The organism is Streptomyces sp. NBC_01092, assembly GCF_045039535.1.
In the GTDB taxonomy this organism is placed as follows: domain Bacteria; phylum Actinomycetota; class Actinomycetes; order Streptomycetales; family Streptomycetaceae; genus Streptomyces.
This window is the reverse complement of the sequence record NZ_CP108659.1, coordinates 4,342,011-4,361,907: the sequence shown is the minus strand read 5'-3', so window position 1 is coordinate 4,361,907 and position 19,897 is coordinate 4,342,011. Positions and strand designations below refer to the sequence as shown.

Sequence of the window (19,897 nt, the reverse complement as noted above, 5' to 3'; positions counted from 1 at the left end):
GCCCCGGACCGTGACGGTCCGGGGCGCCCTGACGTTTCTGGGAAGTGATCTGGGGCCGTGCCTCAGGAAGGAACAGCGGCGGGCGCTGCCTTGGGCTGCGGTTTCGGCTTGGCGGCCTTGTCGCCGGTGAACGCCTCGTACTCCTTCAGGACGTCGTCCGTCGGACCGTCCATGCGCAGCTCGCCGCGCTCCAGCCACAGCACGCGGTCGCAGGTGTCGCGGATCGACTTGTTGTTGTGGCTGACCAGGAACACCGTGCCGGCGTGCTTGCGCAGCTCGCGGATCCGGGCCTCGGAGCGCTTCTGGAAGGAGCGGTCGCCGGTGGCGAGGGCCTCGTCGATCAGCAGGACGTCGTGGTCCTTGGCGGCGGCGATGGAGAAGCGCAGACGGGCCGCCATGCCGGAGGAGTACGTACGCATGGGCAGGGTGATGAAGTCGCCCTTCTCGTTGATGCCGGAGAAGTCGACGATCTCCTGGTAGCGCTGCTTGACCTGCTCTCGGGTCATGCCCATGGCGAGGCCGCCGAGGAAGACGTTGCGCTCGCCGGTGAGGTCGTTCATCAGGGCCGCGTTCACGCCGAGGAGGGAGGGCTGGCCGTCGGTGTAGATGTGGCCGTTCTCCACCGGGAGCAGGCCCGCGACGGCCTTGAGCAGCGTCGACTTGCCGGAGCCGTTGGTGCCGATGAGGCCGATGGCCTCGCCCCGGTACGCCACGAAGGAGACGTTCTTGACGGCGTGCACCGTGCGCACGCCCGCCGCCTTCTCGGCCTGCCCCCGGCGCAGGATCCGGTTGAGGGCGGCGGTGGCGGAGCCGCGGCCTGCCCCCGTGCCGTTGACGCGGTAGACGATGTCGACGCCGTCCGCGACGACGGTGGGGATGTTCCCGTTCGTGTTCTCAGCCACGGCCGTACGTCTCCTCAGCCTTCCAGAAGTAGATGAAGCCGCCGACCCCGGCGAGCAGGGCCCAGCCCGTCGCGAGGGCCCACACGTGCGGCGGGAGCTGGCTCCCGTGGAAGCTGTCGATCAGTGCGAAGCGCATCAGGTCGATGTACACGGCGGCCGGGTTGGCCTGAAGGACCTCGGGCACCCAGGACGGCAGGCCTTTGTGGCCGCCCGTGACGTGGCTGATGCTGAACATCACGCCGGACGCGTACATCCACGTGCGCAGCACGAACGGCATCAGCTGGGCGATGTCCGGAGTCTTCGCGCCCATGCGCGCCATGACCATCGCGACGCCCGCGTTGAAGGTGAACTGCAGGAACAGCGCCGGGAGCACCAGCACCCAGGACGCGGCGACCGGAATGCCGAAGCAGAGCAGGATCACGAACAGGGCCGCCATCGAGAACAGCAGCTGCTGGAGCTGCTGGAGCGCGAAGGAGATCGGCAGCGCGGCCCGCGGGAAGTGCAGGGCCCGCACCAGGCCCAGGTTCCCGGAGATGGCGCGGGTGCCCGCCATGATCGAGCTCTGGGTGAACGTCCACACGAACACGCCCGTCACCAGGAACGGGATGTAGTCCGGCACGCCGTGGCTGGTGCCCAGGAGCATGCCGAAGATGAAGTAGTACACCGCCGCGTTCAGCAACGGCGTCATCACCTGCCAGACCTGGCCGAGCTTCGCCTGGCTGTACTGGGCGGTGAGCTTGGCGGTGGCGAAGGCGCTGATGAAGTGGCGGCGCTCCCACAGCTGGCGGACGTACTCGGGCAGGGAGGGGCGGGCACCGCTGACCGCGAGGCCGTGCCGGGCCGCGAGGCCGGAGAGGTCGGCGTGGGCCGGGGCGGGTGTCGTCGGGGGCGGTGTGTCGAGGACCTGGCTCACATCCGCTGCTTTCGCTCGGGGGGAGGGGTGCGGCGACGTTCTCTTACGTGACTCTTCACGTTTTCTTACGTCGGGACGGGACCGTATCGTCGCAACGTGAGCGTAGGTCCACGGGGCGTCGGAACGCAACCGTTTCGTCGTGACGTGAGCGAGGTTACGGCTACGGAGGGACGGTCACGTGGGGACGGCTGGGTGGGGACGGCCGGGGGAGGACGGTCACGTGGGGACGGGACCGTATCGTCGTAACGCCCTATGCTGGTCCGTATGACGACCAATGCCGACCAGCCCCAGACGCCTGCGCGCCGCCGGGCCCCCGCCGGGGCGGCCGTGCTCCGGGAGGACGTGACGGAGGCGATCCGGGCGGCCGTCTTCGAGGAACTGGCGGCCGTCGGCTACGCGCGCATGTCGATCGAGGGCATCGCGCGCCGGGCGGGCGTCGGCAAGACCGCGGTGTACCGGCGCTGGCCCTCCAAGCTGCACCTGGTGCTGGACGTGGTGTCGGCGGTGGCGGTGATGGGGCTGCCCGTCCCCGACGCCGGCTCCCTGGAAGGGGATCTGCGGATGCTCTACCAGGTGACCGCGCGCGCCCTGCGGCACCCGCTGGCGTCGCAGATCCTCCCGGACCTCCAGGCCGAGGCCGCCCGCAGCCCCGAGATCGCGGAGGCGGTGCAGAAGGCGCTGCGGGACGGGCAGGCGAGCGTGGCCAGCGGCATCGTGATGGCCGCGGAGAAGCGCGGCGAGGTGCGTGCGGGCATCGACGAGGAGCTGGCCCTCGATCTGATCTCGGGTCCGCTGTACTGGCGTTCCGTGGTGATCCGCAGCCCCAAGGTGCCCAAGGGTTACCTGGACGCCCTGGCCCGTGCCACCGCACATGCCCTCAGAGCTCTGTAGAGGCGGAAGTGCCGTGAGAGTCGTGATCGCCGAGGACAACGCCCTGTTGCGCGAGGGCCTCGTCCTGCTGCTGACGTCGGCCGGGCACGAGGTCGTGGCCGTCGCCGGTACCGGCCCCGAGATCCTGCCCGCGCTGCTGGAGCACCGACCCGACGCGGCCGTGCTCGACGTACGGATGCCGCCGGACTTCCGCGACGAGGGGCTGCGCGCCGCCCTCGCCGCGCGGGGGGAACTGCCCGGGCTGCCGGTCCTGGTGCTCTCCCAGTACGTCGAGGAGTCGTACGCCGCCGAACTCCTCGCGGGCGGCGCGGGCGGCGTCGGCTATCTGCTCAAGGACCGCGTCGGCCGGGTGGACGAGTTCCTCGACGCCCTGGAGCGGGTCGCGGCCGGCGGCACCGCCCTGGACCCCGAGGTCGTCACCGAACTCCTCACCCGCCGCGCCGAGTCGCCCCTCGACTCCCTCACCCCGCGCGAGCGCGAGGTCCTGGCCCTCATGGCCGAGGGCCACGACAACGCGACCATCGCCAAGACCCTCGTCGTCACCGAACGCGCCGTCCACAAGCACATCGGCAACGTCTTCCTCAAGCTCGGCCTGCCGCAGAGCGACAGCGGGCATCGCAGGGTGCTGGCGGTGCTGACGTATCTGAACAACGCGTAGCCGACGGCGGACCGGTGCCTAGGGGGCCGGGGCCCGGGCCGTGGCCGGTCAGGTCGCGTCAGCTGCGTGCGGCCTCCGGATGCTGCCGTACCCATCCCGCCCACGCCGACACGATCATGTCCTGGACGTCGTGCTTGGCCTTCCAGTCCAGTTCGGTGGCGATGCGGTCGGCGGAGGCGACGACGCGGGCCGGGTCGCCGGGGCGGCGCGGGGTGACGGTCGGCGGGCGGTCGTAGCCGGTGACGGCGTTGATCCGGTCGATCATCTCGCGCACCGAAACGCCTTCCCCCCGGCCGATGTTGAGGGTGAGGTCATGGCCCGGCGAGGCCTGGAGGGCGCGGGCGGCGGCCACGTGGGCCTCCGCCAGGTCGACCACGTGGATGTAGTCGCGGATGCAGGTGCCGTCGGGGGTCGGGTAGTCGTCGCCGAAGATGCGCGGCGGCGCGTTCTCCGTCAGCTTCTCGAAGACCATGGGGACGAGGTTGAAGACACCGAGGTCGGCGAGCTCGGGGGTGGCGGCGCCGGCCACGTTGAAGTAGCGCAGAGACGCCGTGGACAGGCCCGTCGCCCGGCCGGTCGCCCGCACCAGCCACTCGCCCGCCAGCTTGGTCTCGCCGTACGGCGACATGGGCACGCACGGCGTCTCCTCCGTCACCAGGTCGACGTCCGGCATGCCGTACACCGCCGCCGAGGAGGAGAAGACGAAGGACGTCACGTTCGCCGCCGTCACGGCCTCCAGGAGGACGCGCAGGCCCTCGACGTTCTCCCGGTAGTACTGCAGGGGCAGCTCGACCGACTCGCCGACCTGCTTCTTCGCCGCGAGATGCACGACACCGGTGATGCGGTGGGCGGCGATGGCGCGGGCGACGCGCTCGCGGTCCAGGGTCGAGCCGACGACGAGGGGTACGGCGTCCGGCACGCGGTCGGCGATGCCGGTGGACAGGTCGTCGTAGACCACGGCGTGCTCACCCGCCTCGGTCATCGCCCGTACGACGTGCGCTCCGATGTAGCCGGCGCCGCCGGTGATCAGCCAGGTCATGTACGGCCGTCCCCTCGTCATGGTGCGTGTCAGTGACAGTGAAGCAGGCGGCGGAGCCTGTCGCGGGCCACTGACATGGCCCGCGGCAAACCGGGGGTCACGCGCAGGGCCAGCGCGCCGGAGTGTGTGGTGTACGGCTGGACGAGTACGACGGCGTGCCGGGCGCTCATCACGGCGCGACGGCGCGGCAGACCGGCGCCCGCGCGTGCCTGCGCCGTGACCTCGCGACACGCACCGCCCCGGAAGCGCACCCGCACCCGCAGATCCCACGCACGCGCCCTCGGCGCGCCCGCCCCGCCGGCCCCGAACGCGGCCCACCGAACGGTTACTTCGGCCGCCCACACGCGGGCCGCGCCCTCGCCTTCACCGGCCGACGCCACGAGCCCCACCGTCGTACGCGGTCCCGCCGTCCGCCCCGTCACCCGGCACCGCCACTCCACCTCCAGCGCCTCCGGTCCCGCCTGCGCCACCCGGCCGTACAGCTCGTGCAGACGCAGCCGGAGGAGGGCGGCACGCGCGCGTGGCCGTAGTTCGGCGTCGACGGCGAGGGGGAGGAGGCGGACGGGGCGGGTCAGCAGGGGTTCGAGGGTGACCTGGGGGAGGGCGGCCGACCAGACGGGGGTGCCGTCGGGGGCGTGGGCGTAGGGCGGGAGCAGGCGGGCCGGGCGGGAGGCGAGGTCCCGGATGCGGGGCAGGTCGCGCGGCTCGGGGGAGGCCAGGACGACACGGCCGACGAGACAGCCGGGCGCGGTGGGGTGGTGCTCCCAGTCGGGCGCGTCGTACTCGGCGAGATGCGCCCGCGTGAGCGCCCACCACGCGCGCTGGTAGGGGGCCTCGTGCAGCCCCAGCTCGCGCGCGTACATCCGCAGCTCGTGGTCCAGGAACCTCGCCCGCGCCTCCCGCGCGAGCTCCTTGCGCCCGGCTCCCAGCAGGATCTCGTACGCCGCCCGGCTCGCCTCCATGCGCGCCCGCCAGTCGGCGATGCCGGCCCGGTCGAGGGAGGTCGACGGCCGGTCGGCGCAGTGGCGTACGTGCCGGACGTACACCGGGTCCGGGACGAGGGCGACGCGCGGCCCGGCGGCCAGCACGCGCGCGCTGAAGACGAGGTCCTCGTAGGGGAAGCGGCCCTCGGGGAAGCGGATGCCGTGCTCGCGCAGGAACTCGGTGCGGTACAGCTTGTTCACGCAGAGCGTGTCGTGGACCAGGCGCGGGCGCTGTGCCGGGCGCTCGTACACGGCGCGCGCGGCGTAGAGGGTCGCCTCCCACGGCACCTCGCGCCCCTCCGGCAGTTCCCGTCGCACGCACAGTCCGCCCGCCACCTGCGAACCCGCCCCGGCCGCCGCCGTGAGCAGCGCGTCCACCGCGCCCGGCGGCAGTACGTCGGTGCCGTCCAGGAACATCACATACGGCGAGGTCACCCGGTCCAGACCGGTGTTGCGCGGGCTGCCGCAGCCGCCGCTGTCGACCCGGCGCCGGACCAGCCGTACGCGCGGTTCGGCCACGGCCAGACGCGCGAGCAGTTCCGCGCTGTCGTCCGTCGAGCAGTCGTCGACGGCGACGACCTCGCGGACGACGGGACCCTGGGCCAGCGCCGAGCGCACGGCGGTCGTCACATGCGCGGCGTCGTTGTGACCGATGACCACGACGCCGACCTGCGGTGCGGGCGCGGGGCGCGGGGAGTGAGGGGGCATGGGGCCGCGTTCCGGAGTCGTAGGAATGGCGGGTGACCGCCCGCTGAGGGGACTTGCGGCCCGGTCCGGAAGACGGCGGCATCAGGGCTCCGGTTCACTGCTCCGGTTCACCGGGGAACGGGGAACGGGAGCTGGGGCGTCCGCCGAGCGCCGATCAGCTTCCCGCCCGCGCGGCCCCTACAGCGTCGCCCGTCACGCCTCCCGCCCCCGCGGCTCCTCCAGCGCGGCCGAGTCCAGTGCCGCCGAGTCCAGTGCCGCGGTGAGCAGATCCAGCCGTTCCCGCAGTTCGCCGATCGCGTCCTCGTCGAAGCCCGTCGCCGCGGCGATCCGGCGCGGCACCTGCAACGCCCGCTCGCGCAACGCGACGCCCTCCTCCGTCAGCCGCACCTCCACCGAGCGCTCGTCTCGGGCGCTGCGCTCCCGGCGTACCAGGCCGGCCGTCTCCAGCCGCTTGAGCAGCGGCGACAGCGTGCCGGAGTCCAGGCGCAGGTGTTCGCCCAGCTTCTTCACGGGCTGGTCGCCGTGCTCCCACAGGACCAGCATCACCAGGTACTGCGGATACGTGAGCCCGAGGTCCTTGAGGACCACGCGGTAGACGCCGCCGAAGGCGCGTGAGGCGGCGTTCAGGGAGAAGCAGATCTGCTGGTCGAGGCGGAGCCAGTCCGCCGTGGGCGTGGTCGTCATGACTCCAGGGTAGCTCGCGCCCGCCACTTAGTTGTGCGCAATTGAATTGTGTGCTCTACTTGTCGTCGTCGGCGGCCGTCAACGGAGCCGCCGGAAGTGACTTGAGAGGGATGGTTTCCATGGACGCGCTCTACACCGCTGTCGCCACCGCCACCCACGGCCGCGAGGGTCGCGCCGTCTCCAACGACGGCAAGATCGACCTGCAGCTGGCCGCGCCGGTGGAGCTGGGCGGCAACGGCCAGGGCACGAACCCGGAGCAGCTGTTCGCCGCCGGTTACGCCGCCTGCTTCGGCAGCGCGCTCGGCCTCGTCGGCCGCCAGGCCAAGGTCGACGTCTCGGACGCCGCCGTCACCGCCGAGGTCGGCATAGGCAAGCAGGGTGAGGGCTTCGGCCTGAAGGTGACGCTGCGCGTGGAGCTTCCCGACACCCTGGACGAGGAGACCGGCCGCAAGCTGGTCGAGCAGGCCCACCAGGTCTGCCCCTACTCGAACGCCACCCGCGGCAACATCGAGGTCGACCTCGTCATCGAGTAGGACCCCCGCCACCCCGGCGCCCGTCATCCGATCCGCGCCAGCACCTCCCCCGTCTCCCGGCTCCACGCCACCACCACCGCCTCCCCCGGCACCCGCTTCCACCGCGTCAGCAGCAGCCAGCGCGCGTGGTAGCGGCGGGCGACGGCCGTGCGCTCGGCGCGGGTCGACGTAGGGGAGAGGTAGGCGCGGACATCGGCGATCCGACGCTCCCGGTCCCGCTCGTCCAGGGCGGGATCGGGCCGGATCGGCGCGGCGAGGTCCGGCCCGTACCCGGGGACGGAGCGCGGGGCGTAGTGCCCGTCGGTGATCACCACCTCGCCCTTCCCCACATGCCGTGCCACCCAGGCGTACGACGGCCAGCGCGACGGCTGCTCCAGCCCCAGCGGATCCAGCGCCCGCGGCACCACCGCCCCGCCCTGCACGGTGAGGAACCCGACACAGGCCCCGGCCGCCGCGGCCCCGCCCAGCACCCGGCGCGCCCTGTTCCACGGCCGGGGCGCCGCCAGCTCCACCGCCAGCGCGAACTGGAGCGGCACCAGGGTGAGTCCGAGGATCCCGCCGTAGGAGTCGTAGGAGTAGTGGCCGCTGATCCAGCCGTACGCCACGAGCAGACAGTCGAGGCCGAACAGCAGCACCAGCGGATCGCGCCGGGAGTCCCGCCACCGCAGCCACAGCGCCGGCAGCCCGAGCAGCGCCAGCCAGAACTGCCCGGGGAGCTGCTCGTACGGCCGCCGGTCCATCCAGTCCACGCTGTGGTCCCGGGCCAGTGCGAACACATCGAAGTACGGCCAGGCCCAGGCGATGAGCACCGCCGTCCCCGCCGTCACCCCCCACCGCACGACCACGGCGGCCCCCCACCCCCGCTGCCACCCGGCGACGAACGCCACCGCCCCCGACGCCGCGGCCGCCGCGGTGACCGGATGGATCAGCAGGACCAGCCCGTACAGCGCGCCCAGCCCGGCGTACCCGGCGACCGCGGGCAGTCCGCTCGGCCCGACGTACCGCACCGGCCCCTGCCCCCGGGCCCGCGCCCCCGTCCAGGCCCAGGCCCAGAAGGTGAGCCCGATGGCGAACGCCGACGGGTAGCCGAGGTTGCCGGTCATCGACATCAGGCTGAGGGATCCGCTCCACCAGGCCCGCCCGGTCCCCCACAGCAGGGTCATCGTCCCCAGCGCGAGCACCGGCGCCCACGGCCGCGGCGTCAGCACCCGCACGAAGCGGCCGATGCCGGTCAGCAGCACCACCAGGTTCAGCACACCGGCCAGCCGCACCACCTCCCAGCCGCCCAGCCCGGTCAGCCGGGCGAACACGCCCTGCGCGAACGCGTACGGCGAGTAGGACGGGCTGCCCGCGCCCGGCAGGTCCGCCGTCGGATGGCGCGGATGGAGCAGATCCGCCCTCAGACGCTCCACGACCGCCGCGTGTTGGCCCGCGTCGCAGCACAGCGGCACGGCCCAGTACGCCAGCAGCATCACCAGGAAGAACGCAAAGCCGAAGACCTGGTACGGCGTCGGACGCGGGCCGCGGCAGCCGCGCAGCGCGGTCGCACCGCGCACCGTCCCCCGGACGAGAGTGCTGACGGCCGCCTTTCCGACGTGGGAGGTTGCATCGGTTCGGGGCATTTGTCGTATGTTCCCGGTCGGGTCAACGGCATTGCCTCGCATCACCTCATCGGGTGAGCCTGGCGGCGGGCGTCAAGAACCCTGCATCAGCGTCCGTACGACCCGCTCGGCGGCGCGCCCGTCGTCGAACTCGCAGAACCGCTCCCTAAACCCCTTCCGCAGCCGCGCCGACTCCCCGTCCTGCCAGGTCCCGGACGCGAACAGCCACGCCAACTCCCGGTACGAGCGCGACACATGACCCGGCGCGTCGGCCGTGATGTCGAAGTAGGCGCCCCGGCTCGCCGTGTACGCCCCCCAGTCGTCGGCATGGATCACGATCGGCCGGTCCAGGTTGGCGTAGTCGAACATCAGGGCGGAGTAGTCGGTGACCAGGACGTCGGCGGCGAGCATGACGTCCTCGACGTGCGGCTCGTCCGTCGCGTCGATCAGCACGCCCCGCCCGTGCAGATCGGCCAGGCCGAACCCCCGCGCGATGCCCTTCGCCAGCGACGGATGCAGCCGGACGACGAGCGTGTGCCCCGAGCCGAGGTCCCGGGCGAACCGGGCCAGGTCGATCCGGTCGACATGGCCGCCCCGGCGGTACTCGCGGCGCGTCGGCGCGTACAGCACCACGGTGTGCCCGGCCGGGACGCCGAGCCGCGCACGAGCGGCCTCACCGGCCTCGGCACCCGCGTTCACCAGCACGTCGTTGCGCGGGCTGCCCGTCCGGGCCGACGCGAAGTGACACGGGTACGCCCGCTCCCACACCAGCTCCGAGTGCCGGTTGGCCACCAGGCTGTGGTCCCAGCGGTCGGCCCGCGACAGCATCTGCGGCACGTCGACGCCGTGCCGGGCGCCGGGCCTGGTCAGCAGGTCGGCCGCCATGTACTTGAGCGGGGTGCCCTGGTGGGTGTGGATGTGGACGCTGCCGGGGCGCTTGGCGAGGGCGCCGGGCCAGGTGACGTTGTTCACCCAGTACGTGGCCCGCGCCATGACCTCGTGATAGCGCCGTGAGCCGGGCGTCACGAAGTCGATGCCGGGCTCAAGGGTGTCCACCGCGTCCTCCCGGACCACCCACACACCCCTGAGGTGCGGGGCGATCTCACCGGCCTTGGCATGGATCGCCGCCGGATCGCCGAGCACGCCCCGGTGCGAGAACGCCGAGTACACGGCCAGCCGCGGATCGAGCGGCGGCTTGGACCGGCTGGCGTACCGGGCGCGCAGGGTTCGCTGCGTCGCCGCCCCCGCCACCCGCCGCCCGCCCTCGCCGGCCACCGCACGCATCTCGCGCAGACCGCGCGCCATGGCGTACCCCGTGTACGACGCCGTCGCCAGGAGCCGCATCTCCTCGCCGCGCCGGCCGTCGGGCGGGGTGAAGCCGCCGGGCAGGTGGCGGGCGTGGAAGGAGCGGATCGCGCGGTAGAAGTCCGGCCGGTGACCGAGCCGCACCCGGTCCTCGCGCGCGAGCACGAACAGCATGTGGTCCAGGGCCCGTTCGAACAGCGGCGGGCGGGCCCACGCGAGATCCGGGCGCTCTTCGAGGAACGTGAACAGGCCCTCGTACTGCGGGAAGATGTCGAAGTGCCGCCGCCTCGGCGTCCTGGTGATCGCGCCCTGCCGGCGCTGCCGGTGCTCGACCCCGATCCGCTCCAGACAGGCGACGCGGTCGGCCAGCACCATCGAGCGGTAGGTGACGGGCGCGTCCTCGTAGAGACCGGGGGCGTAGGCCAGCTCGTGCTTGAGGAAGAAGTCACGCCGGTAGGCCTTGTTCCAGGCCACCGGCAACAGGTGCAGATACTCCGGGTTCTCGCGGACACCGACCGTGCCCGTGCCGGCCGCCGCCAGCAGGTCCGCCGCCGAACTGCGCCCGCCGCGGCCCCACCAGTGCGTGCGCACATGGTCGAAGACCAGGATGTCCGGGTCGTCGGCCGCCTCCAGACGCGCGGCGACCGCCTCCAGCAGGCCCGGCGTGTAGTGGTCGTCGCCGTCGAGGAACAGGACGTAGTCGCCGCTCGCCTCCACCAGACCGGCGTTGCGGGCCCGGCCGGGACCGACGTTCTCCGCCAGATGCAGCACGCGCACCCGGGCGTCGCGGGCGGCGTAGCCGTCCAGGACGGCCGGGCAGCCGTCGGGAGAGCGGTCGTCGACGGCGATCACCTCGAAGTCGGTGTACGACTGCCCGAGCACCGAGTCCAGGCACTCCCGCAGGAAGCCCTGCACCTCGAACACGGGGACGATGATGCTGAAGCGGGGCACGTCAGCTCCTCACGAGGGTCGTCGCGGCGGGGGCGGGGCTGCGCTCGGCGAGCGGGACCACCGGCGGCAGCGCCTCGGGCGGCTCGCCCAGCAGCACCCGGCGCACGACCCGCTCGGCGGCGCGCCCGTCGTCGAACTCGCAGAAGCGCTCCCGGAACGCGGCGCGCAGGGCCCCGGCCTCCTCGTCCGCGTACGACCCGTCGCGCAGGAGGGCCGCCAGCTCGCCCGGTGTGCGCGCCACCCGGCCCGGCGGCGCCTCCATCAGGTCGAAGTAGACGCCCCGCAGCTCCCGGTAGACGTCCCAGTCGTCGGCGTACACGACGATCGGCCGGTCCAGGTTGGCGTAGTCGAACATGATCGACGAGTAGTCGGTGATCAGCGCGTCGGCGGCCAGGCACACGTCCTCGGACGAGCGGTGTCCGGTGACGTCGATGACCCGGCCGGTGCCGCGCGCGCCGCCCCGGTCGTAGAAGTGGTGGGCGCGCAGCAGCACGACGTACTCGTCGCCGATCTCCTCGCACAGGGCCTGAAGATCGAGGGCCGGCTCGAAGCCGGTGGCGTGGTCGCGGTGCGTGGGCGCGTAGAGCAGCGCCTTCTTGCCCTCGGGGACACCGAGTTCGCCGCGCACCCGCGCGACGTCGGCCGCGGTCGCCGTGCAGTAGACGTCGTTGCGCGGACAGCCGTACTCCAAGGTCTCGTGCGCGGCGGGGAAGGCCCGCTCCCACATCTCGGTGGAGCGCCGGTTGGCGGACAGGTTGTAGTCCCAGCGGTCGACGCGGGCCAGCAGCCCGGCGAGGCTGCCGGTCGCCGCGGCCACCACCGGGTACGTCGCCCGGTCGGTGCCCATCTTCTTCAGCGGGGTGCCGTGCTGGGTCGACAGATGGACACTGCCCCTGCGCTTGACCACGGCGTCCGCGAAGTCGGCGTTGTTGATCAGGTACTTGGCGCGGGCGAGGACGTCCCAGTACTCACGGCTGCCGATGACCGCGTACTCCACGTCCTTCGGCACGGTGTGCGCCCGGTCCGCCTCGACCAGGAACACCGAGCGGATGTGGGGCGCGAGCTCGCGCGCCTTGGCGTGGATCGCCGCCGGGTTGCAGACATAGCCGCGGCCCCAGTAGGCGCAGTACACGGCGAGGTTCCCGTCCAGCCGGCGCCGCAGCTGACGCCGGTAGCGTAGCCGGGTGCGCAGCCCGCGCGGGCGCGGCACACCCGAAGCGGCCCTCGTCACCGCCCGGTTGGCCCCGCGCAACGCCCGGAACGCCAGGTAGGACCCGCTCGCCAGCAGCCGGTGCTGCACCCCGAGGCTGCCGCCCGGAGTCCGGAACCCGGCGGGCCGGTAGCGCCGGTACAGCTCGCTCGCCCGGCGGAAGAAGGCACGGCGCCGGCCCGGCAGCCGGCGCGGATGGGCGGCCGTCTTCAGCACCGCCGCGAAGAGCTGCTCGAACAGCGGCCCGAACCGCTCCCCGGACAGCCCCTGCTCGGCGGCTCGCGCGAGCACCAGCTCGGCCTGGTCGAGCAGCTCGAAGTGATGCTCCCCGGGCAGGCCCAGCCGACTGCCCTGCCGCCGCAGCAGATGCCGTACGACGACCTGGCGCAGCACCGCCACGCGCTCGGCGCTCAGCACGACCAGGCCGCCGAAGCCGATGTCGGTGAAGTGGCCGCCTGGGAAGGTGAGGTGCCGCTCGGTGAGGAAGGCACGCCGGTAGGCCGCACTCCACGCCGGCAGCCGCACCCCCGTCAGCTCCGGGGCCCGCTCGGGCGGGAAGACCCCGTCCGGCGTGCCCGCGAGCACCGGCGCGGCCGGGTTGGTCGGCTCGCCCACCCACCACGGGGTCCGCTCGTGCTCGAAGTACAGGACGTCCACGTCACCGGTCTCGCCCAGCCGGGCGTCCAGCGCCGCCAGGGCGCCCGGCACCAGCACGTCGTCGCCGTCCAGGAACAGCAGCCAGTCACCGGTCGCGGCCCGCAACCCGGCGTCCCGCGCCCCGGCTTCCCCCAAGCTCTCGACTGCGCTCGAGCAGGGAGGTACCCCCATCGCCGCCGGCGGCGAGTGCACGGGCGCCACCCGGCAGTCCCGCTCGGCGTACCCGGTGGCGACATCCGCCGCCGGTGCGTCCGGGCCGTCGCAGACCGGGATCAGCTCGAACTCGCCGAAGGACTGGGCCAGGACCGAATCCAGTGCCTGGGACAGCCGCCCCGCGACCCCATGGGACGGAACAACGATGCTGAAGCGGGGCATACTGCTCTTTCTGTCGATGCTCTGTCGATGTTCCGGCGATGTTCTGACGGCCGGATGCGGGAGGAGGCCGGGGCGGGCCTCAGCCTGCGCGACCTCGGCCGGGCCGCCCGGCGGGCCGCACGGTGGGCGGTCGGCTCGGTGTGGGCCGTGACGGGCTGGAGGGCATACGGACTCCTCTTCGGTGGATACGCCGGTCAGCGTCTCTCGGTGACGGTCACGGGCCCCGCGGGGTGCGGCACGGTCGCGAGCGGGAGGTGCGTGAGCGACGCGGCCGGCGACGGCACGGGGTGGCGCTTGTCGAGCGGTACGACGGACGGCTTGCCGGTCTCGCCCAGCACCACATGACGGACGACCCGCTCGGCGGCGCGGCCGTCGTCGTACGGGCAGAAGCGCTCCCGGAACGCCGCCCTCAGCTGGGCGGAGCGCGAGCCGCGCCAGTGGCCGGTGGCGAAGATGTCGATCAGCTCGTCCTCACCGCGCGACACCGCGCCCGGCGGGGAGGACCGCAGGTCGAAGTAGGTGCCGCGGGCCGCCCCGTACGCCTCCCAGTCGTCGGCGTGGATCACGATCGGCCGGTCCAGGTTGGCGTAGTCGAACATGATCGACGAGTAGTCGGTGACCAGGGCGTCCGAGGCGAGGCACAGCGACTCGACGCTCGGGTGTCCGGTGACGTCGATGACCCGGCCCGCGCCGGCGACGAGCGGGCCGCCGTGGCGATGGGGGTGGGCGCGGGCCAGGACGACGTAGCGCGGGCCGAGGCGACGCGCGACGCGGTGCAGGTCGAGGGTGACGTGCTGGGTGCGGCGGTAGTCGCGATGGGTGGGAGCGTAGAGGAGCACCACCGCGCCCTCGGGGATGCCGAGCTGCTCGCGGACCCGGGTCACGTCCGCCGAAGTGGCCTGCTGGAACACGTCGTTGCGCGGGCCGCCGTATTCGAGCGTCGTGTACCGGCCCGGGTACACCCGCTCCCAGACCAGGGTGGAATGGCGGTTGCCGGACAGGACGTAGTCCCACTTGTCGACGTCGTCGAGGAGCTCGTCGGCGTCCATGTGCCCGCCTGCCGCCGGGCGTTCAAGCAGGTCAAGGCCCATGTGCTTGAGCGGGGTGCCCTGCTGGGTGCGCAGCAGGACCTGGCCGGGGCGCTTGACCAGGCGGTGGTCGAAGCCGGTGTTGTGCACGAGGTACTTGGAGCGGGCGAGCGCCGTCCAGTAGGCGGCCGTGCCGGGGCGCAGCCGCCGGGTGCCGTCGGGGACGGTGTCCTGCTCGGCGTCGGCGATCCAGGCCGTGCGGATGTGCGGGGCGTGCGCGCGGAACGCCTCCTCCAGGGCGCCCGGGTGGCAGCCGTGCCCACGGACGCCGTGCGCGGCGAAGACGGCGCGGCTCGCGCGCACCGGAAGGCAGCGCTGGAGGCGGTAGTGCAGCCGCAGCGCACCGGCGCGCAGCCGCTTCAGCAGCCGGCCGGTGACCTTGGCGGTCCGGCGGACCAGGGCCGCCGTCAGTTGCAGCGCGTGATAGACGCGGTGCAGGCCCAGGCGGACGAGGGTGTAGTGGACGCGGGTGCGCGCCGGCACCGGGACGCCGGGGGAGTGGTAGCGGCGGTAGTACGTCCGGGCCCTGCGCAGGAACGCGGCGCGGCTGCGGCGCGGGAGGCGGTCGCGCCGGGCGAACACCACCAGCAGATGGTCCACCATCCGCCGGAACAGCAGCGGGCGCCAGCGGGCGAGTTCCGGGTGGGCGTCGACGTAGGCGAAGACGCGGTCGTACTGCTCGAAGATGTCGAAGTGCCGCGGGCTGACCGTGCCGAGGATGCCGCCGCCGCGCCGCTGCCGGTAGTGCACGCACACCCGGTCCAGGGTCGCGATCGACCGGGCCGTCATCAGGACCGGGTACGTCCAGGGCGTGTCCTCGTAGTAGCCCTCGGGGAAGGCGAAGCCCTCCTGCTCGACGAACTCCCGCCGGTAGGCCTTGTTCCAGGCGACCATCAGCAGCTGCAGCAGACTCGGGCGGTCCGCCAGCCGGAAGGGCGCCGGTCCCTCCTCGGTGAGCCGGCCGGCGGGCTGGTCGCGGACCGTCTCGCCGGTCCAGTAGGTGCGCGCGTAGTCGTGGACCAGGACGTCCGGCTCGCCGGTCTCCTTCAGCCGGTCGGCGATCGCCTGCAGGGAGTCGGGGGTGAGGCTGTCGTCGCTGTCCAGGAAGATCAGGTAGTCGCCGGTCGCCTCGGCCATACCGGCGTTGCGGGCAGGGCCCAGGCCCTGGTTCTGAGTGAGGTGCACCGGGTGTACGCGCGGGTCGCGGGCCGCGAACTCGTCGATGATCGTGCCGCAGGCGTCCGGCGAGCAGTCGTCGACGGCGATCAGTTCGAGATCGGGGTACGACTGTGTGAGCACCGATTCCAGGCACTCGTGCAGGTACGCCTGCACCTTGTACACGGGGACAATGACACTGAACCTGGGCAAGGGACATCCATCGATCGGTGCGGGCGTTCGGCCCGGGAACGGCCGATGGAGTGACTTGGTTACGGGTCCTCAGGCATACGGGGGACCGTGAGTGACCGGCAGGGGGCGGGCCGGTGTCGTCCCGCCCCCTCGGGCGTGCCGCTCTCGCGCAAGCGTCCCGTGATCTGCGGCTACTTGACCGCGCCCGCCATCACGCCGGACACGAACTGCCGCTGGAACGCGAAGAACACGACCAGCGGGATCACCATGGAGATGAACGCGCCGGGCGCCAGGACGTCGACGTTGTTGCCGAACTGGCGTACCTGGGTCTGCAACGCGACCGTGATCGGCTGGCTGTCGGCGTCCGTGAAGATCAACGCGACCAGCATGTCGTTCCACACCCACAGGAACTGGAAGATGCCGAGCGCGGCGATCGCCGGACCGCCGAGCGGCATCACGACACGGAAGAACAGGCGCAGTTCACCGGCGCCGTCCAGCCGTGCCGCCTCCAGCAGCTCTCTCGGGATCTCCGCGAAGAAGTTCCGCAGCAGGAACACCGCGAAGGGCAGCCCGAAGCCGACGTGGAAGAGGATCACGCCGATCAGGGACCCGAAGATGCCGATGCTGCCGAAGAGTTCGGCGATCGGGATCAGCGCCACCTGCACCGGCACCACCAACAGGCCGACCACGCCCAGGAACCACCAGTCGCGGCCCGGGAACTCCATCCACGCGAACGCGTATCCCGCGAGCGAGCCGATGACGACGACGAGGACCGTCGCCGGGACCGTGATCAGCACCGTGTTGAGGATCGAGTCGGTGATGTCGCTGTTGCCGAGCAGCTTGTCGTAGCTCTCGAAGGTGAGTTGGGAGGGCTTGCTGAAGACCTCCCACCAGCCGCTCGCGGTCATCTCCTGCGGCGGCCGCAGTGAGGAGATCAGCAGCCCGATCGTCGGGACCAGCCAGAACAGGCCGACGAGGATCAGGAACACCCGCACCAGCCCGCCGCTGACGAAGGAGGCAAGCCGACCGCCGAGGGACTGCTCACCCTTGACGACGGTGAGCGGCGGGGGTTTGACCCCACTGGCATCCGTACTCATCGCCGTCCCTCCCGCCTGAGCCTGCGGACGTTACTGCTCATTTCCGGGGGATAACCCCCGGACCCCCAGCAGAAAAGCAAGGCGGTCCCGATGACCGGCGGGGGCGTCGCGAGGCAAGCCCGAGTGCCCCATTCGTCCGAGGGTTGCAGGTGATATGCGGTTGCCGCCGCGCGGCCCCCGGACCCCCAGAAGACGGTCAGGTGCGCGTTCATCGCCGTCCCTCCCGCCTGAGCCTGCGGACGTTGAACCACATCACCGGGATCACGAGCAGCAGCAGGAACACCGAGATCGCGCTCGCGATGCCCGGCTGGTCCTCGGAGAAGCCCTTGCGGTACAGCTCCAGCGCGAGGACGTTCGCGTCGTCCTGGGAGGAGCCCGGGGCGATGATGAAGACCAGGTCGAAGATCTTCAGGACGTTGATCATCAGGGTGACGGTGACGACCGCGAGGACGGGCGCGAGCAGCGGCACCGTGACCTTGCGGAACACCTGCCACTCGTTGGCGCCGTCGACCCGGGCCGCCTCCAGCAGATCGCGCGGGATGGCCGCGAGGCCGGCGGCTATCAGCACCATCGCGAATCCGGCCCACATCCAGATGTACGACCCGATGATGGACGGTGTGACGAGGGACGGGCCGAGCCAGTCCAGGCCGTTGTACGGCTCCTTGAAGTTGTCAGCGGGGAGCTTGAGCCGGGCCCCGTCGGCGGCGGCCGGCAGGGTGAACGTGCCGTCGTCGGCCGCCTTCGTCGACGCCACGACCTTGCCGTCCTTGACCGCCTCGATCTTCATCCCGGCATAGCCCAGCTCGGCCGCGTCGACCCCGCCGAGCGTGCCGACGCCCTTGCCGCGCGTGAAGTCCTGCCAGGTCGTGCCGGTGACCTTGCCGGACTCCGCCTTCGGCGGTACGGCCTTGTGCGCGTCGTCCGGCATCTGGTCGGGGGCGACGCCGACCAGGGGCAGGGCGACCGGGGTGCCGGCGCTGACGGTGGCCTTGGTGAGGAAACCGCCGCCCGGCGCCGCTTCCAGGGGCGACTCCCGGCCCGGGTGGGCCTTCGGGAACGCGGACGCCTGCGCGAACGTGTCGTGGACGCCCACCCACACCGCGTTCGCAAAGCCCTTGTCCGGGTCCTGGTCGTACACGAGCCGGAAGATGATGCCGGCGGCCAGCATCGAGATCGCCATCGGCATGAAGACGACCAGCTTGAACGCCGTGCCCCAGCGCACCCGTTCGGTCAGCACCGCGAAGATCAGACCGAGCGCGGTCGCGACGGTCGGGGCGAACACCACCCAGATGATGTTGTTCTTCAGGGCGGTACGGATGCCGTCGTCCGTGAACAGGGCCTCGTAGTTGTCGAGTCCGGCGAAGCCCTCGCCGGACTGGTCGTAGAAGCTGCGGATCAGCGAGTACCCGATCGGGTACACCACGAGCGCGCCGAGCAGCACCAGGGCGGGCAGCAGGAACAGCGCCGCCACGGACCTGCGGGTCCCGGTCACACTCTTGCGCGACTTGGGTGCGGCAGGGGGCGCGGTGCCCCCCGCCGCTTCCGCGGACGCCATGGCGTCAGTTTCCGTACGCCGCGGCCGCGTCGGACTCCAGCTGCTGCTGGGTGCCCGCGATGTCGGACGGGTCCTTCAGGAAGTCCTGCAGGGCCTTCCACTCGCCCTTGCCGGGGGTGCCGCCGAAGGCCTGCGGGGCCTGGTCGGACATGTCGAAGCGGAAGTCGTCGCCGGAGTCGATGAGCGCCTTGGCGATCTTGCGCTGCACCTCGTTCGGATACGCCGAGTTGTCCACGTTCTTGTTCGGCGAGAGATAGCCGCCGAGCTTCGCCTGGATCGTCGCCGCGTCCGGGGAGGCCAGGAAGGTCGCCAGGGCCTGTGCCGCCTCGGAGTCCTGGAGGATGACGGCCGCGTCGCCGCCGGAGACCACCGGCGCGGTGTCACCGACGGTCGGGAACGGGAACACCTTCGCGTCCGTGCCGACCGCCGCCTTGGCCTGGACGATGTTGACCTGCGCGAAGTCGCCCTCGTAGACCATGGCGGCCTTCGGCTGGTCGCCGCCGGTGAAGACCTGGGTGACGGACGCCGGGAAGTCCGTCTGCAGCGCGCCGGACGCGCCGCCCGCCACATAGTCCTTCTTGCCCCACACCTGGGCGAGCGTGGTGAGCGCGTCCTTCACGGACGGGTCGGTCCACTTGATCTCGTGCTTGGCGAGCTGGTCGTACTTCTCGGGACCGGCCTGGGAGAGGTAGACGTTCTCGAACCAGTCGGTGAGGGTCCAGCCCTCCGCGCCGCCCACGGAGAACGGCGTGACACCGGAGTCGTAGACGGTCTGGGCGGCGGTGAGCAGCTCGTCCCACGTCTTGGGTTCGGTGGCCCCCGCGTTCTCGAAGACCTGGGCGTTGTACCAGATCAGGGACTTGTTGGCGGCCTTGTAGTAGACGCCGTACTGCTTGTCGTCGACCTTGCCGATGTCCTGCCAGCCCGGCGAGTAGTTCTCCTGGAGCTCCTTGACCGCGTCGGCGCCCAGCGGCTTGGCCCACTTCTTGTCCACGGCCTGCTTGATGGCGCCGGGCTGCGGGAGCATCGCGATGTCCGGCGGCTGGCCGCCCGCGACCTTCGAGCCGAGGAAGTTGATGATCGGGTCCTGGGCGGGCACGAAGGTGATCTTGGCGCCGGTGCGCTTCTCGAACTCCGCGAGGACCTTCTTGAAGTTTGCCTGCTCGGCACCGGTCCATACGGCGGCGACCTCGAGGGATTCGCCGTCCAGCTTGGGAAGGGTGACGGTGTCGGCGGACTCCTGGCCGGATCCGCCCGGTTCGTTTCCACTGCCGTTGTCGTCGTCGCCACCGCATGCGGTGAGCGAGAGTGCGAGGGCGCCCGCGAAGACGGCTGCTGCGGTTCTGGCGGCCCTGCGTGTCCGGTTCTTGCTGCTCGTGCTGCGCATCACTGCCCCGTTC

General features: G+C 72.0%; 15 protein-coding genes. 3 read left to right on the top strand and 12 right to left on the bottom strand.

Features of this window, described 5'->3' with window-relative positions:
- Positions 1-62: 62 nt before the first annotated feature.
- Together OG254_RS19595 and OG254_RS19590 are read right to left on the bottom strand one after the other, a co-directional pair.
- Entirely contained in the window at positions 63-902 is an 840-nt protein-coding gene (locus OG254_RS19595) for an ABC transporter ATP-binding protein (protein WP_351190296.1), read from the bottom strand.
- Positions 895-1,815 carry an ABC transporter permease gene (locus tag OG254_RS19590; RefSeq protein ID WP_405583456.1) on the bottom strand — a complete coding sequence of 307 codons (921 nt, stop codon included), beginning with the start codon at positions 1,813-1,815 and terminating at the stop codon, positions 895-897. The genes OG254_RS19595 and OG254_RS19590 overlap by 8 nt, the downstream gene beginning before the upstream one ends.
- 252 nt (positions 1,816-2,067) lie before the next feature.
- Here OG254_RS19590 and OG254_RS19585 point away from each other — a divergent pair, with 252 nt between their 5' ends.
- Positions 2,068-2,706, top strand: coding sequence for a TetR/AcrR family transcriptional regulator (locus OG254_RS19585; protein WP_351190292.1), 639 nt, complete (start codon positions 2,068-2,070; stop codon positions 2,704-2,706).
- Between the two features lie 13 nt (positions 2,707-2,719).
- Entirely contained in the window at positions 2,720-3,364 is a 645-nt protein-coding gene (locus OG254_RS19580; protein ID WP_405583454.1) for a response regulator transcription factor, read from the top strand.
- Positions 3,365-3,422: 58 nt separating this feature from the next.
- On the opposite strand, the gene galE is transcribed toward OG254_RS19580, so the two are convergent.
- From galE to OG254_RS19565, 3 genes are all read right to left on the bottom strand, one after another.
- Positions 3,423-4,403, bottom strand: a complete 981-nt coding sequence (gene galE / locus OG254_RS19575) for a UDP-glucose 4-epimerase GalE (protein ID WP_351190288.1) — start codon at positions 4,401-4,403, stop codon at positions 3,423-3,425.
- A 29-nt stretch (positions 4,404-4,432) separates the two neighbouring features.
- Positions 4,433-6,094 (bottom strand): glycosyltransferase family 2 protein, encoded by a 1,662-nt coding sequence (locus tag OG254_RS19570; RefSeq protein WP_405583452.1) that lies wholly within the window; start codon positions 6,092-6,094, stop codon positions 4,433-4,435.
- Between the two features lie 192 nt (positions 6,095-6,286).
- On the bottom strand, positions 6,287-6,778 hold the full coding sequence (locus tag OG254_RS19565; protein WP_405583450.1) for a MarR family winged helix-turn-helix transcriptional regulator: 492 nt from the start codon (positions 6,776-6,778) through the stop codon (positions 6,287-6,289).
- A gap of 119 nt (positions 6,779-6,897) precedes the next feature.
- Here OG254_RS19565 and OG254_RS19560 point away from each other — a divergent pair, with 119 nt between their 5' ends.
- Positions 6,898-7,311, top strand: coding sequence for an organic hydroperoxide resistance protein (locus tag OG254_RS19560; RefSeq protein ID WP_405583448.1), 414 nt, complete (start codon positions 6,898-6,900; stop codon positions 7,309-7,311).
- 23 nt (positions 7,312-7,334) lie between these two features.
- Here OG254_RS19560 and OG254_RS19555 read toward each other — a convergent pair whose 3' ends face one another.
- From OG254_RS19555 to OG254_RS19525, 7 genes are all read right to left on the bottom strand, one after another.
- On the bottom strand, positions 7,335-8,933 hold the full coding sequence (locus tag OG254_RS19555) for a hypothetical protein (RefSeq protein ID WP_405583446.1): 1,599 nt from the start codon (positions 8,931-8,933) through the stop codon (positions 7,335-7,337).
- Positions 8,934-9,005: 72 nt separating this feature from the next.
- Complete coding sequence (locus OG254_RS19550) at positions 9,006-11,168, bottom strand: CDP-glycerol glycerophosphotransferase family protein (protein WP_405583444.1); 2,163 nt, start codon at positions 11,166-11,168, stop codon at positions 9,006-9,008.
- 1 nt (position 11,169) lies between these two features.
- Positions 11,170-13,410: a CDP-glycerol glycerophosphotransferase family protein gene (locus tag OG254_RS19545; protein ID WP_405583442.1), complete on the bottom strand. Its 2,241-nt coding sequence runs from the start codon at positions 13,408-13,410 to the stop codon at positions 11,170-11,172.
- Positions 13,411-13,604: 194 nt separating this feature from the next.
- Complete coding sequence (locus tag OG254_RS19540) at positions 13,605-15,866, bottom strand: CDP-glycerol glycerophosphotransferase family protein (protein ID WP_405583440.1); 2,262 nt, start codon at positions 15,864-15,866, stop codon at positions 13,605-13,607.
- 170 nt (positions 15,867-16,036) lie between these two features.
- Positions 16,037-16,942 (bottom strand): carbohydrate ABC transporter permease, encoded by a 906-nt coding sequence (locus OG254_RS19535; RefSeq protein ID WP_405583438.1) that lies wholly within the window; start codon positions 16,940-16,942, stop codon positions 16,037-16,039.
- 208 nt (positions 16,943-17,150) lie between these two features.
- Positions 17,151-18,497, bottom strand: a complete 1,347-nt coding sequence (locus tag OG254_RS19530) for a carbohydrate ABC transporter permease (RefSeq protein WP_405583436.1) — start codon at positions 18,495-18,497, stop codon at positions 17,151-17,153.
- 4 nt (positions 18,498-18,501) lie between these two features.
- Positions 18,502-19,884, bottom strand: coding sequence for an ABC transporter substrate-binding protein (locus tag OG254_RS19525; protein WP_405583434.1), 1,383 nt, complete (start codon positions 19,882-19,884; stop codon positions 18,502-18,504).
- Positions 19,885-19,897: the final 13 nt, after the last annotated feature.

Coding starts and splice junctions, on each gene's coding strand:
- OG254_RS19585 (WP_351190292.1), top strand. CDS start 2,068: ATGCTGGTCCGTATGACGACCAATGCCGACCAGCCCCAGACGCCTGCG.
- galE (WP_351190288.1), bottom strand. CDS start 4,403: ATGACCTGGCTGATCACCGGCGGCGCCGGCTACATCGGAGCGCACGTC.
- OG254_RS19570 (WP_405583452.1), bottom strand. CDS start 6,094: ATGCCCCCTCACTCCCCGCGCCCCGCGCCCGCACCGCAGGTCGGCGTC.
- OG254_RS19565 (WP_405583450.1), bottom strand. CDS start 6,778: ATGACGACCACGCCCACGGCGGACTGGCTCCGCCTCGACCAGCAGATC.
- OG254_RS19560 (WP_405583448.1), top strand. CDS start 6,898: ATGGACGCGCTCTACACCGCTGTCGCCACCGCCACCCACGGCCGCGAG.
- OG254_RS19555 (WP_405583446.1), bottom strand. CDS start 8,933: ATGCCCCGAACCGATGCAACCTCCCACGTCGGAAAGGCGGCCGTCAGC.
- OG254_RS19545 (WP_405583442.1), bottom strand. CDS start 13,410: ATGCCCCGCTTCAGCATCGTTGTTCCGTCCCATGGGGTCGCGGGGCGG.
- OG254_RS19535 (WP_405583438.1), bottom strand. CDS start 16,942: ATGAGTACGGATGCCAGTGGGGTCAAACCCCCGCCGCTCACCGTCGTC.
- OG254_RS19530 (WP_405583436.1), bottom strand. CDS start 18,497: ATGGCGTCCGCGGAAGCGGCGGGGGGCACCGCGCCCCCTGCCGCACCC.
- OG254_RS19525 (WP_405583434.1), bottom strand. CDS start 19,884: ATGCGCAGCACGAGCAGCAAGAACCGGACACGCAGGGCCGCCAGAACC.